Origin of the sequence: Microbacterium sufflavum (assembly GCF_023091155.1) — a bacterium.
Classification (GTDB): Bacteria; Actinomycetota; Actinomycetes; order Actinomycetales; family Microbacteriaceae; genus Microbacterium; species Microbacterium sufflavum.
The window spans coordinates 25,564-37,954 of the sequence record NZ_JAHWXK010000003.1 but is presented as its reverse complement, the minus strand read 5'-3'; the positions used below and the strand labels follow the sequence as shown (position 1 = coordinate 37,954).

15 protein-coding genes are annotated in these 12,391 nt (G+C 71.3%); 13 read left to right on the top strand and 2 right to left on the bottom strand.

Features of this window, described 5'->3' with window-relative positions; genetic code table 11:
- The first annotated feature begins 48 nt into the window (after nt 1-48).
- From KZC56_RS16300 to hisH, 4 genes are read left to right on the top strand one after another with little or no spacing between them, the layout of a single operon-like run.
- Nucleotides 49-417: a LysM peptidoglycan-binding domain-containing protein gene (locus tag KZC56_RS16300; protein WP_136034301.1), complete on the top strand. Its 369-nt coding sequence runs from the start codon at nt 49-51 to the stop codon at nt 415-417.
- Between the two features lie 34 nt (nt 418-451).
- On the top strand, nt 452-1,546 hold the full coding sequence (locus tag KZC56_RS16295) for a histidinol-phosphate transaminase (protein WP_205814367.1): 1,095 nt from the start codon (nt 452-454) through the stop codon (nt 1,544-1,546).
- Nucleotides 1,543-2,160 carry an imidazoleglycerol-phosphate dehydratase HisB gene (hisB, locus tag KZC56_RS16290; RefSeq protein ID WP_136034298.1) on the top strand — a complete coding sequence of 206 codons (618 nt, stop codon included), beginning with the start codon at nt 1,543-1,545 and terminating at the stop codon, nt 2,158-2,160. The genes KZC56_RS16295 and hisB overlap by 4 nt, the downstream gene beginning before the upstream one ends.
- Nucleotides 2,157-2,792 carry an imidazole glycerol phosphate synthase subunit HisH gene (gene hisH, locus KZC56_RS16285; RefSeq protein WP_247639017.1) on the top strand — a complete coding sequence of 212 codons (636 nt, stop codon included), beginning with the start codon at nt 2,157-2,159 and terminating at the stop codon, nt 2,790-2,792. The genes hisB and hisH overlap by 4 nt, the downstream gene beginning before the upstream one ends.
- A 48-nt stretch (nt 2,793-2,840) precedes the next feature.
- On the opposite strand, the gene KZC56_RS16280 is transcribed toward hisH, so the two are convergent.
- Nucleotides 2,841-3,707 carry a MinD/ParA family ATP-binding protein gene (locus tag KZC56_RS16280; protein ID WP_240745374.1) on the bottom strand — a complete coding sequence of 289 codons (867 nt, stop codon included), beginning with the start codon at nt 3,705-3,707 and terminating at the stop codon, nt 2,841-2,843.
- 984 nt (nt 3,708-4,691) lie between these two features.
- Here KZC56_RS16280 and priA point away from each other — a divergent pair.
- Both priA and KZC56_RS16270 read left to right on the top strand, forming a co-directional pair.
- Nucleotides 4,692-5,438 carry a bifunctional 1-(5-phosphoribosyl)-5-((5-phosphoribosylamino)methylideneamino)imidazole-4-carboxamide isomerase/phosphoribosylanthranilate isomerase PriA gene (gene priA, locus KZC56_RS16275; protein ID WP_136034294.1) on the top strand — a complete coding sequence of 249 codons (747 nt, stop codon included), beginning with the start codon at nt 4,692-4,694 and terminating at the stop codon, nt 5,436-5,438.
- Complete coding sequence (locus KZC56_RS16270; protein ID WP_136035895.1) at nt 5,422-6,219, top strand: SseB family protein; 798 nt, start codon at nt 5,422-5,424, stop codon at nt 6,217-6,219. Before priA ends, KZC56_RS16270 begins: the two co-directional genes overlap by 17 nt.
- Nucleotides 6,220-6,237: 18 nt before the next feature.
- Here KZC56_RS16270 and KZC56_RS16265 read toward each other — a convergent pair whose 3' ends face one another.
- On the bottom strand, nt 6,238-6,636 hold the full coding sequence (locus KZC56_RS16265) for a DUF1844 domain-containing protein (protein WP_136035894.1): 399 nt from the start codon (nt 6,634-6,636) through the stop codon (nt 6,238-6,240).
- Between the two features lie 207 nt (nt 6,637-6,843).
- On the opposite strand from KZC56_RS16265, the gene infC reads away from it, so the two are divergent.
- The 7 genes from infC (at nt 6,844) to KZC56_RS16230 (ending at nt 12,140) form a co-directional block, all read left to right on the top strand.
- Complete coding sequence (gene infC / locus KZC56_RS16260; RefSeq protein ID WP_136034288.1) at nt 6,844-7,518, top strand: translation initiation factor IF-3; 675 nt, start codon at nt 6,844-6,846, stop codon at nt 7,516-7,518.
- Nucleotides 7,519-7,592: 74 nt separating this feature from the next.
- The gene (rpmI, locus tag KZC56_RS16255; RefSeq protein WP_136034285.1) at nt 7,593-7,787 is read left to right on the top strand and encodes a 50S ribosomal protein L35; all 195 of its coding nucleotides are present in this window, start codon (nt 7,593-7,595) and stop codon (nt 7,785-7,787) included.
- A gap of 31 nt (nt 7,788-7,818) precedes the next feature.
- On the top strand, nt 7,819-8,205 hold the full coding sequence (rplT, locus tag KZC56_RS16250; RefSeq protein WP_017202428.1) for a 50S ribosomal protein L20: 387 nt from the start codon (nt 7,819-7,821) through the stop codon (nt 8,203-8,205).
- Nucleotides 8,206-8,289: 84 nt separating this feature from the next.
- Nucleotides 8,290-9,102, top strand: coding sequence for a TrmH family RNA methyltransferase (locus tag KZC56_RS16245; RefSeq protein ID WP_136034283.1), 813 nt, complete (start codon nt 8,290-8,292; stop codon nt 9,100-9,102).
- Nucleotides 9,103-9,132: 30 nt separating this feature from the next.
- The gene (locus KZC56_RS16240) at nt 9,133-9,804 is read left to right on the top strand and encodes a response regulator transcription factor (RefSeq protein ID WP_136034281.1); all 672 of its coding nucleotides are present in this window, start codon (nt 9,133-9,135) and stop codon (nt 9,802-9,804) included.
- A 3-nt stretch (nt 9,805-9,807) separates the two neighbouring features.
- Nucleotides 9,808-11,184 carry a sensor histidine kinase gene (locus KZC56_RS16235; RefSeq protein WP_247639016.1) on the top strand — a complete coding sequence of 459 codons (1,377 nt, stop codon included), beginning with the start codon at nt 9,808-9,810 and terminating at the stop codon, nt 11,182-11,184.
- The gene (locus tag KZC56_RS16230) at nt 11,181-12,140 is read left to right on the top strand and encodes a TAXI family TRAP transporter solute-binding subunit (RefSeq protein ID WP_240753075.1); all 960 of its coding nucleotides are present in this window, start codon (nt 11,181-11,183) and stop codon (nt 12,138-12,140) included. Before KZC56_RS16235 ends, KZC56_RS16230 begins: the two co-directional genes overlap by 4 nt.
- Nucleotides 12,141-12,391: the final 251 nt, after the last annotated feature.

The window sequence follows — 12,391 nt, the reverse complement described above, 5'->3', positions numbered from 1 at the left end:
GCCAACCTCCCCGGGCCCTCGCGGCGCCGGGACAGTGAAGGAGCAGACATGAGCACCATCAGCCTCAGCACCGCGACCGCGATCTCCGCCACGGCCCGTCCGGCCACGCGGCTCCGGCTCACGGCTCGCGGTCGCGGTGTGCTGCTCGCGGTCGCGTCCGTCCCGCTCGCCGTCGGCATCGCCTTCGCGGCGATCAGCGGCGGCAGCGCCATCGCCTCCGGTGCCGACAAGCCCGTGGCCGCCGTCGAGACCATCACGGTCATGCCCGGTGACACCCTCTGGTCGATCGCCGGCTCGATCGCTCCCGAGGCCGACCCGCGCGACGTGATCGGCGACATCAGCCGCATGAACCTGCTCCGCGGCGGAGAGATCCAGATCGGTCAGGAGCTCGCGATCCCGGCGCAGTACGCGGAGTGACGCATGGCCGTCGGTGCCGCCTCGTCCTCTTAACATGGATAGGGTGACCCTCTCCCTCAACGATCTCCCGCTGCGCGACGATCTGCGCGGACTCACTCCGTACGGCGCACCGCAGGCACCGCTCCCGATCGCCCTCAACGTCAACGAGAACACGCATCCCGTTCCTGACGAGGTCGCCAGCGACATCCTCGACGACATCGCCGTGGCGATCCGCGACGTCAACCGCTATCCCGACCGGGAGTTCACCACGCTGCGGGAGGCGTTCGCGGACTACCTCGGTCACGGGCTCACGGCCGAGCAGATCTGGGCGGGCAACGGCTCGAACGAGGTGCTGCAGCACATCCTGCAGGCGTTCGGCGGACCGGGGCGGACGGCGTTCGGCTTCGCTCCGACCTACTCGATGTATCCGCTGATCGCGCAGGGCACGGGTGCGTCGTGGGTCGCCGGCACCCGGCACCCCGACTACTCGATCACCCCGGAGGAAGCCGCGGAACAGGTGCGCGCCGCCGACCCCGACGTGGTGATCTTGTGCTCGCCCAACAACCCCACCGGTACGCCGCTCGGGCTCGACGTCGTCGCGGCGGTCTACGAGGCCGCGCGCGGCGTCGTGATCGTCGACGAGGCATATCAGGAGTTCGCACCGCATGACGCGCCGTCCGCGCTCACGCTCCTCGACGGCCGTCCGCGGCTCGCTGTGTCGCGCACCATGAGCAAGGCCTTCGCGTTCGCCGGAGCGCGCGTCGGCTACCTGGCCGCAGACCCCGCGTTCATCGACGCGCTCCGCCTCGTGCGGCTGCCGTATCACCTGAGCGCGCTCACGCAGGCCGCGGCGGTGGCGGCGCTGCGCAACGCCGACGTGATGCTCGGCATGGTCGAGGAGATCGTCGAGCAGCGCGACCGCATCACAGCGACGCTGGAGGCACTGGGGTACACGCCCCACGAGTCCTGGTCGAACTTCGTGCTGTTCGGTGGCGTGGCCGACCCGCAGGCCACGTGGCGGCAGTTGTACGACCGCGGCGTGCTCGTGCGCGACGTCGGCATCCCCGGCCACCTCCGCGTCAGCGCGGGCACCGAGGCCGAGACGACCGCGTTCCTGGACGCCCTGGCCTCGATAGGATCGGCATCATGACCACCCCCGCGAACCCCGCCCGCACCGCGCGTCGTGTGCGCAGCACGTCGGAGTCGACCGTCGAGCTGGAGCTGAACCTCGACGGCACCGGGGTGAGCCGCATCGACACCTCGGTGCCGTTCTTCGACCACATGCTGACGGCGTTCGCGAAGCACTCGCTGACCGATCTCACCGTCCGCGCCTCCGGCGACACGCACATCGACGCTCACCACACCGTGGAAGACGTCTCGATCGTGCTGGGTCAGGCCATCCTGGAAGCCCTGGGCGACAAGGCGGGCATCTCGCGCTACGGCGATGCGCTCGTGCCGCTCGACGAGGCGCTGGCGCAGGCCGTGGTCGATATCTCCGGTCGTCCGTACCTCGTGCACGAGGGCGAGCCCGTCGGTTTCGAGCAGCACCTCATCGGCGGGCACTTCACGGGCTCGCTCGTGCGCCACTCCTTCGAGGCCATCGCGTTCAACGCCGCGCTGACGGTGCACGTGCGCGTGCTCGGCGGCCGTGACCCGCACCACATCGCCGAGGCGGAGTACAAGGCCTTCGCGCGCGCGTTCCGTCAGGCGAAGGCGCTCGACCCGCTCGTCGACGGCATCCCGTCCACCAAGGGGGCCCTGTGAGCGCGGCACCCCGCGTCGCGGTCTTCGACTACGAGTCCGGCAACGTGCACTCCGCGGTCAAGGCGCTCGTGGCTGCGGGCGCCGACGCGGTGCTCACGCGCGACCGCAGTGAGGCGCTCGAGGCCGACGGCCTCGTCGTGCCGGGGGTCGGGGCGTTCCAGGCCGTGCGTGATGCGCTGCACGCGCACGGGGGCGACGAGATCATCGGGCGGCGTCTCGCGGGCGGTCGCCCCGTGCTGGGCATCTGCGTCGGCATGCAGGTGCTGTTCGAGCACGGGGTCGAGCGCGGCCACGACACCGCGGGCCTGGGGGAGTGGCCGGGCGCGGTCACCGAGCTCAACGCTCCCGTGCTGCCGCACATGGGCTGGAACACGGTCGACCCCGGCGAGGACACGGTGCTGTTCCGCGGCATCGAGGAGGAGCGGTTCTACTTCGTGCACTCCTACGCGGCGCAGTCGTGGGAGCTCGACGTGATCCCGCCGTTCCCCCAGCCGGTGCTGACCTGGGCCACCTACGGCGATCCCTTCCTGGCGGCCGTGGAGAACGGACCGCTGTCGGCGACGCAGTTCCACCCGGAGAAGTCGGGCGAGGCGGGCATCCAGCTGCTGCGCAACTGGGTCACCAGCCTCTGAGCCCGTGAGCCGGGGGCTGTCGCACGCGGCCGGTCCGGCCGTTCGGCGTCAGAGCCCTCTGGCGACGGCCGCCGCCGCCGACAGCCACGCTCGCTGCGTCCGTCCGGCGAGGGCGGTGTAGCGCAGCGGGCCGTCGACCATCTCCCGATCGAACGGGATCGCATGCACCTCTCGGCAGAGCGAGCGGTACCCGTCGGACACCGCGCCGATCTCGGTCGGTGTCGCGTGGGGATCGGCCTGCGAGACGATCACGACCGCCTGCTCGACGAGGTGAGCCGAGCGCTCGTCGCGTTCGGCGAGGGCTTCGAGCAGGAGGGCCCCGGCCTCGGCGTGGTCTCCGCGGGAGGTGGTCGCGACCACGAGCTGATCCGTGTGGTCGATCATCCGGCGCCACAGCGGGTCGGTCTCATCGTTGCCCGAGTCGACGAAGATGAGTCGGTAGAACCGGGAGGCCACCGTGTGCAGCACGTCGACCTCGGCCGGGCCCAGGCGATCGTCGTGTGCCAGGCGTGGCGGCTGCGAGCGGAGGACGTCGAAACGGTCGCGCGGCTGGTGATGAACGTAGTCCGCCAGGTCAGCGGCTTGGGCGCCCGGGCTGATCAGGCGGCTGCTGTCGGAGAGCATCTCCCGCAGGGTGTTGCGGTGTGATGCCGATTCCGTGCGCCAGCCAAGGGTCCCGCGCGTCTGGTGGTTGTCCCAGGCGAGCACGCCCGCACCCCCGAACCGGGCGAACACCGCGGCGAGAAGCGCTGTGGTGGGTGTCTTCCCCGCGCCGCCCTTGCTGTTCACGATCGCGATCGTGCGCGGCCCGGACCACTGGCGACTCACAGCGGCCTCGTCGCGGCGGAACGCCTCCTCGACGGAGCCGGGACCGAAGTCCATGCCGATGCGGTTGAGGGCGCCGCGGAACCCCATCCGGGCGGGCTCGGCCGGAAGCTCCTCGGTGAGGAAGGACGGGCGGGTCGTGGTCTCGCGCTGCGGCGAGCGACGGCGGCTTCGCCCGGACGATGCGGCGTGCGCAGATGCGTTCTGCGCGGACGCGTCGGCGGATCCGGCGGCGCGGGACTCGGCGGGTTCGGGGGACCGGGGGGACGCGGATGCGGATGCGTGGGCAGGGGACGCGACGGGTTCGGGGGACTGAGCGGATGCGGATGCGGGGGCAGGGGTGATGATCTCTGCCGGAGTGCTGGTGGGGGTGGGCGCCACAGCCGGCATCTGTGCCTGTGTCGGTGTCCGTACCGGTGTCGGTGTCGCGGTCGCGGTCACCGTCGGTGTCGGTGTCGGTGTCGCGGTCGGTGTCGGTGTCGGTGTCGGTGCCGGTGCCGGTGTCGGTGTCGGTGTCGGTGTCGGTATCTGTGTCGGTGTCGGTGTCGGTGCCTGTGTCGGTGCCGGTGTCGGTGTCGGTGTCGGTGCCTGTGTCGGTGCCGGTGTCGGTGTCGGTGCCTGTGCCTGTGTCGGTGCCGTTGCCGAGGCCGGTACCGGTGCCGAGGTCGGTGACGGTGTCGCGGCGCGCGTGGGTGCCGCGATCTGTGCGGGTGCGCGGGTGGGGGTGACCGCGGGGGTCGCGGACTGGGACGCGCGCCCCGAAGCGCGTGCGGGCCACGGCGCCGGGGAGGCGGACGACTCGGCGGCCGGGCGGGGAGCGGCCGAGCCGCGGATGGCGGACCGGGGGCGGGGGACGGCGATCTCCTGGTCGGCTCGGACGCGTCGGTACTCGGACGGGGGCCCTGGTTCTCGCGCTGACATCCGTAGCATGTTACCCGACGAAATGTCAGGCATGGATGGCGGCGCCGCTGCGACCGACGGCCGGCGTCATGCATTTGAGTGGGTGCCGACCGCCGCGGTAGCCTCGTGTGTCGCGCCCGCTCGGGCCGCAGAGACACCCGAACCAAGGACCCCATGAACGACTTCGCGCAGTCACCTTCGCTCACGCTCCTCCCCGCGGTGGACGTCGCCGGCGGCAAGGCCGTCCGACTCACCCAGGGCGAGGCAGGCACCGAGACGAGCTACGGCGACCCGCTCGACGCCGCAGGGGAGTGGGTCGCGCAGGGCGCCTCCTGGATCCACCTGGTCGACCTCGACGCGGCGTTCGGCCGCGGCAGCAACGCACCGATCCTGCGCAAGGTCATCAAGCAGTTCCGCGGCGTGAACGTGGAGCTCTCCGGAGGCATCCGCGACGATGCGAGCCTGGAGGCGGCGCTCGAGAGCGGCGCGGCGCGCATCAATCTCGGTACCGCCGCGCTGGAGAACCCGGAGTGGGCGGCCGACGTCATCAGCCGCTTCGGCGAGGCGATCGCGGTCGGCCTCGACGTGCGCGGCACCACTCTCGCCGCCCGCGGCTGGACCAAGGAGGGCGGCGACCTCTGGGAGGTGCTGGAGCGCCTGGAGGATGCCGGCTGCAGCCGCTACGTGGTCACCGACGTCACGAAGGACGGCACACTCCGCGGCCCGAACCTGGAGCTGCTGCGCGAGGTGACCTCGCGCACGCCGAAGCCGGTCGTGGCCTCCGGCGGGGTCTCCAACCTCGACGACATCGCGGCGCTGCGCGAGCTGGTGCCGCTGGGCGTCGAGGGTGCCATCGTCGGCAAGGCGCTCTACGCCGGAGCCTTCACCCTGGCCGAGGCGCTGGATGTCGCCGGAGACTGACCCCCACGGCCACGGCCCGGAGGCGCACAACCACGCCGATTCCGCGGGTGTTCCGTGGGAGGGTCGCAGCTTCGAGTCGAACCCGCACGCGGCCGACGACGGCTCCGCCGATCCCGCCCTGCTCGACGCCCTTCAGCGCTTCCGGGCGGGCGAGGGATCGCAGGCGGAGGTCGTCGACGCCTTCCGTGCCGCGCGCGTGCTGATCCCGCTGATCGCGGAGAAGGGCGAAGAGGGGGTCGCGCCGAGCGGGCTCGCGGTCGACAAGACCCAGGAGCTGTCGATCGTCACGGTCGCGGCGCCCGATGGCCGGCGCGTCCAGCCCGTGTTCTCCTCGGTCGAGGCGATGCAGCGGTGGGACGCGACGGCGCGACCGATCCCGGTGGAGGCGGTGCGTGCGGCTCTGGCCGCATCCGCGGAGGACACCGACCTGATCGTGCTCGACCCCACATCCGACACGGAGTTCGTGATCCGGCGCCCGGCGGTCTGGGCGGTCGCGCAGGGGCACGCGTGGGAGCCGAGCTTCCTGTCGCCCGAGGTGTTCACGGCGCTGCAGGAGAGCGTCGCGCATGAGCTCGCGGTGATCGACGTGGCCGTGGCCGCGGGCGACCCCGACGCCCGCCTGCGCGGGCCCGAGCTGGTCGTGATCCTCGAGCTGGTCGACGGGCTCGAGCGCGAGGTGCTCGACGCCGTGCTCGGTCGTCTGGCTCAGCGCTGGGCGGCCGACGACCGCATCGCCGTGCTCGCGGACTCGCTCACGGTCAAGCTCCGCCGCAGCGCCTGAACCGCGACGGGCGCCGGCTCAGGTGACCGGGCCGGTCCACTTCTCGCCGGGGCCCTTGCCGATCGGGTCGGGGATGGTCGATGCCTCGCGGAACGCGAGCTGGAGCGAGCGGAGGCCGTCGCGCAGCGACCGCGCGTGCATGTCGCTGATCTCGGGGGCGCCGGCGGTGATGAGCCCGGCGAGGGCGTTGATGAGCTTGCGGGCTTCGTCGAGGTCGAGCTGTTCGGCCGCGTCGGGCTCGTCGGCGAGGCCGAGCTTGACGGCGGCGGCGCTCATGAGGTGCACGGCCGCGGTCGTGATGACCTCGACGGCGGGGACGTCCGCGATGTCGCGAACCGCGGACGAGGCCGCCTCCTCCTGTCGTGCCCAGCGCTCTTCGCGCTCGCGTGCCGCCTCGTCGGGTGCCTGGTTCGTCACTTCGCCTTGCCTTCTGTTAGACTTTGGCGGGCTCCGGAGCGTCATGCTCTGGAACGAAAGAGGATTCACTTCCCACCCGCGCTTGCCGTTCCAGGCTACCGGGTCTTGCACTCCGCCGGTTCACTCGTCACGAGAGGACCGGTAGACAGGGTGTGGAGCCGGCGTCTGAGTGCCGGCGGGTGGGAGACGAGTTCGATTTCGCCCGGGATGCATCCGCATCACGGTGGCCGAATCACATCGTCTAAGGAGCTCCGCATCAGCGATCCCCGCACCAATGAGCGCATCCGAGTCCCCGAGGTCCGCCTCGTCGGCCCCTCGGGTGAGCAGATCGGCGTTGTCCGCATCGAGGCAGCGCTGCGTCTCGCACAGGAAGCCGATCTCGACCTCGTTGAGGTCGCCCCGAACTCGAAGCCGCCCGTGGTCAAGATCATGGACTACGGCAAGTTCAAGTACGAGGCCGCCCAGAAGGAGAAGGAAGCGCGTCGTAATCAGGCGAACACGATCCTCAAGGAAGTCCGCTTCCGACTGAAGATCGAGGCGCACGACTACACGACGAAGCTCAAGCGCGCCGAGGGCTTCCTCAAGGCCGGCGACAAGGTCAAGGCGATGATCCTCTTCCGCGGTCGCGAGCAGTCGCGCCCGGAGCAGGGTGTGCGTCTGCTGCGCAAGTTCGCGGAAGACGTCGCCGAGTTCGGCACCGTCGAGTCGAACCCGACGATCGATGGCCGCAACATGGTCATGGTGGTCGCGCCGATCAAGAGCAAGTCCGAGGCGAAGCAGGAGCAGAACGCGGTGCGCGACGCGCAGCGTGCGGCGAACAAGCAGGCTGCCCGCGACGCCAAGAGCGACTCGGCCGCCCCGGCCGCACCCGCCGCGGAGTGACATCCGCCCCACGAACTCCCGCAACGCGGGTAGACACCGTCGCCTGAGAAGGCGCCATCACGAAGGAAGAGAAGATGCCGAAGCAGAAGACCCACTCGGGTGCTAAGAAGCGCTTCAAGATCACCGGCAGCGGAAAGCTGAAGAAGCAGCAGGCGAACATGCGCCACAACCTCGAGCACAAGTCGAGCCGTCGCACCCGTCGTCTGAACCAGGACCAGGTGCTGTCGAAGGCTGACACCAAGGTCGCGAACAAGCTTCTCGGTCGCTGACGCGCCGAACGCACGATAGGAACACAGGAAAATGGCAAGAGTCAAGCGGGCAGTCAACGCCCACAAGAAGCGTCGGGTCATCCTCGAGCGCGCCTCCGGCTACCGCGGTCAGCGTTCGCGCCTCTACCGGAAGGCCAAGGAGCAGGTCATCCACTCCCTGGTCTACTCGTACCGGGACCGTCGCAAGCGCAAGGGTGACTTCCGTCGCCTCTGGATCCAGCGCATCAACGCCGCCGCGCGTCAGAACGGCATGACGTACAACCGCTTCATCCAGGGCCTCGGCCTCGCGGGCGTCACGGTCGACCGTCGCATGCTCGCCGACCTCGCGGTCAACGACGCGGCCACGTTCACCACGCTGGTCGAGACGGCGAAGAAGGCTCTGCCCTCCGACGTCAACGCGCCGAAGTCGGCTGCGTAAGCATCTCGCTCCGAACGGGCGTCTTCCTGCGGGAAGGCGCCCGTTCCGCGTTTCCGGGCGTCGTCGTCGCCCTAGACTGAGATCGTGCTGGAGAACCCTCGTTCCCCCCGAGTCCGTGCCGTCGCCAAGCTGACCAAGCGCAGCGCGCGCACCGAGACCGGGCTGTTCCTGCTGGAAGGACCGCAGTCGGTCCGCGAGGCGCTGACCTACCGCCCCGAGGCGATCGTCGAGCTGTTCGCGACACCCGGCGGCTGGGAGCGGCATCAGGACATCCGGGCGAAGGCGGCCGACGCCGACGTGCGGGTCGAATACGTCACCGAGGACGTGTTGCACGCGATGGCCGATACCGTCACCCCGCAGGGCCTCGTCGCTGTCGTGCGGCAGACCCCGACCTCGGTGCGCGACATCTTCGACGCGTCGCCCCGGCTGGTCGCGATCTGCGAGGAGGTGCGCGACCCGGGCAACCTGGGCACCATCATCCGCGCCGCGGATGCCGCAGGAGCGGACGCCGTGGTGCTGACGGGACGCACGGTCGACCCCTACAACCCGAAGGTCGTGCGCGCGACGACGGGCTCGCTCTTCCACCTGCCGGTGTCGGTCGGCGCCGAGCTGCCCGATGTCGTCGACCGCGCGCACGCCGCCGGTCTGCGCATCCTCGCGGCGGATGTGAAGGGCGACGACCTGCTGGGGGCGCGCGCGGACGGCGTGCTGGCCGAGCCCACCGCCTGGCTGTTCGGCAACGAGGCGCGCGGCCTGGAGGACGAGGCGCTGGAGCTCGCCGACCGCGTCCTGCGGCTGCCGATCTTCGGTCGTGCGGAGTCGCTCAACCTCGCCACGGCGGCGAGCGTGTGCCTGTACGAGAGCGCGTTCGCACAGCGCGCGGCGCCGACGGGCTGAGCGGGCGGGAAGAGCGGGGAAGCGGGGGCGATGAGGGTACTGATCGTCGAGGACGACGAGCGGGTCGCGGCGGCACTGGAGGCGTTCCTGGCGCGCTCCGGGTACGCGACGGTGCGGGCGTCCGACGGTGCGCAGGCGCTCACCCTCGTGGACGCCGACACCGAGGTCGTGCTGCTGGACCTCGGGCTGCCCGACGTGGACGGCATCGACCTGTGCCGTCGCATCCGTGGGCGCTCCGACGTGCCGATCGTGATCGTGACCGCCCGCAACCAGGTGGCCGAGCGCATCAAGGGGCTGCGGGCGGGCGCGGACGACTTCGTCGTGAAGCCGTACGACGTGCACGAGCTGCTGGCGCGCATCGAGGCCGTGACGCGACGCTCCCGTCCCCTGCGCACCGAGGCGGACACCCGGGTGCTGTTGCACGACGGGAGCGTGCACATCGACCTGGTGGCGCGCGAGGTGCGGGTCGACGGCGCCGTGGTGGGCCTGACCCGCAAGGAGTTCGACATCGTGGGTGTGCTCGCCCGCTACCCCGGGGTGGCGGTACCGAAGGAGCGGCTGATCCGGGAGGTGTGGAACACGGACTGGCGCGGCTTCGGGCACTCGCTCGAGGTGCACGTGGCGGCGATCCGACGCAAGACCGGCGACCGCGGCTTCATCGAGACGGTGCGCGGTGTCGGCTACCGGCTCGCGGAGTCCTGAGTCGTGCGCCGTCGCCTGATCGTCATGTTCCTGGTGCCGCTGGTCGCGGTCCTGGTGTCGCTCGGGGGAGTGGCGGCGTGGAGCGCGTCGCGCAGTGTCCAGCAGGCGTTCTACACCGAGCAGCTGGGCGACCTCGGCTACTTCGTCACCAGCGCACGACAGGCGCTGCGCTCGGGCAGCCCCGCGGTGGTCGACGCGGAGGTACGGCGCTTCCAGGAGGTGTACGGCATCGAGGTGACCGTGTTCGACCTCGCGGGGGCCGCGTGGGCCGCGGGCGCGCACGGCGACGCGGTGCTGTCGGAGGCGGATGCGGAGCGCGTGCGGCTGGCGCTCTCCGGCCGTCGTGCCGAGCAGCCCGCGCCCGCGCCGCCGTGGGCCGTACCGGATGCGGCGCTCGTGGAGCCGGTGTTCGACGACGGTGACGTGATCGGCGCGGTGCTGGTGGCCGGCGACGTCGACCGTCCTCGCGCCGCGATCCTGCAGCAGACGCTGCTCCTGGGCGCCGTCGTGGTGGTGCTGAGCGGGCTCGGCGTGCTTCTCGTGGCCGGGCTCGCGCGGTGGGTGCTCTCGCCGGTGCGACGGCTGGACGAGGCGATGGTGGCGATCGAGCGCGGCGAGATGGATGCCAGGGTCGCAGAGGACACCGGACCCCCGGAGCTGCGGCGCATGACGCGGGTGTTCAACGGCATGGCCGACGAGATCGAACGGGTGATGACGCGGCAGCAGGAGTTCGCGTTGAACGCCTCGCATGAGCTGCGCAACCCGCTGAACGCGCTGCTGCTGCGCGTCGAGCACCTCGCGACGGGGCTCGGAGCGGAGTGGGACGCCGACGTGGAGGAGACGCGTGAGGAGGGCCGGCGGATGAGCCGCATCCTGGAGACGCTGCTCGGGCTGGCCCGCGGCGGGCGCACGGACTCCACGCTGTCGGCCGTCGACCTGGCGGCCGTGGCGTCGCGGCGGCTGGAGGCCTGGCGCGACGTGGCCGAGCATCGGGGCATGACGCTGCACCGCACCGGCGAGGACTCGGTGATGACGATCACGGACCGCACGATCGTGGAGGCCGCCCTGGACGCGGCGATCGACAACGCCGTCAAGTACTCGCCCGCCGGAGGCACGATCGAGATCGGGGCGCGGCGCCACGCCGACGGGTGCCATCTCACGGTGCGCGACCACGGGGCGGGGCTCAGCCGGGATGACGCGGAGGCGGCGACGGATCGGTTCTGGCGCAGCGCCGACAGCGGCGACCAGCCGGGCACGGGCCTGGGGCTGGCGATCGCGACGGACCTGCTGACGACGGTCGGCGGAGAGCTGCGGGTGAGCTCGGCCGACGGCGGCGGGCTGCTGGTCGCTCTGGTGCTCCCCGCGGAGGGCGCCGCGTGAGCCGGGTGGGGCGCCTGGTCGCCGGACTGCTCGTGACGTGCCTGGCGCTGACGCTCGGGGCGTGTGCGACCCGGTCGGGCGAGTGGGGCGACGAGGAGTACACGATCGCGAGCGGAGGCTCGACGGGTGTGTACTTCGCCTACGGCACCGCGGTGGCCGACGCGGTGTCGAGCGCCAGGACGGTCGACCTGGTGGCGGAGCAGACGGCCGGATCGGTCGACAACCTGCTGCGGGTGAGCGCCGGGGAGGCGCTGCTGGGGTTCGCGCAGGGCGACGCCGCTGCCGACGCGGTGGCCGGGACGGGGGCTTTCACCGAGCCGCAGGACGTGACGGCGGTCGCACGGCTGTACGACGAGTACCTGCAGGTGGTCGTGCGCGGTGACTCCCCGGTGCACGACCTCGCCGATCTCGCCGGGATGACGGTGTCGCTTGGGGCGGAGAACTCGGGGGTCAACGTGATCGCGGGGCGCGTGCTGGACGCGGCGGGGGTGGACGCGGCGTCGATCCGCGACCCCCAGCTCGACCTCGGTGCGTCGATCGCGGCCATGGCGGAGGGCGAGATCGACGGGTTCTTCTGGGTGGGCGGGCTGCCGACCCCGGGGATCGCGCAGCTGGCACGGACCGCGGACGTGCGCCTGCTGCCGATCGAGCAGGAGTGGGTGAACGAGGTGAACGACCGCTACTCGCACGCGTACAGGCCTGCCGACGTGCCGGCGGGGACGTACGGGCTCGCTGCCGCGGTCACCACCCTCGCCGTGCCGAACTACCTGGTCACGGCGGGCTCGACGCCCGCGGGGGTGGTGCGCGATGTGCTGGCGACGCTGTTCGATGCCAGGACGGCTCTCGCGCAACAGGTGCCGGCGGCGGCGCTGCTCGACCGGAGGTCGGCCATCTTCACGGGTCCGGTGCCGTTGCACCCCGGCGCGCAGGAGTACTACCGCGACCTGCGGGGGTGATCCGCGGCGGCCGTCCGGCTGCTCAAGAAATCCTCAAGAAGTCGGACGGCACCTGAGCAGCTCTGCCAGGGTGAGGTCGATCGCACACGATCGGACACCTGCTGCCTGCTGTCGCTGGGAGCGTGGCAGCAGGGCGATCCCACGGCCCGAGGGGGCGGGCCGTGGGGCGACCCTGCACTGCCGCATTGTCGCCGCGATCAGGTGATTACGAACGTGTAAACCTCACCGTGGTGCCTGGAACCGCGCGCAAC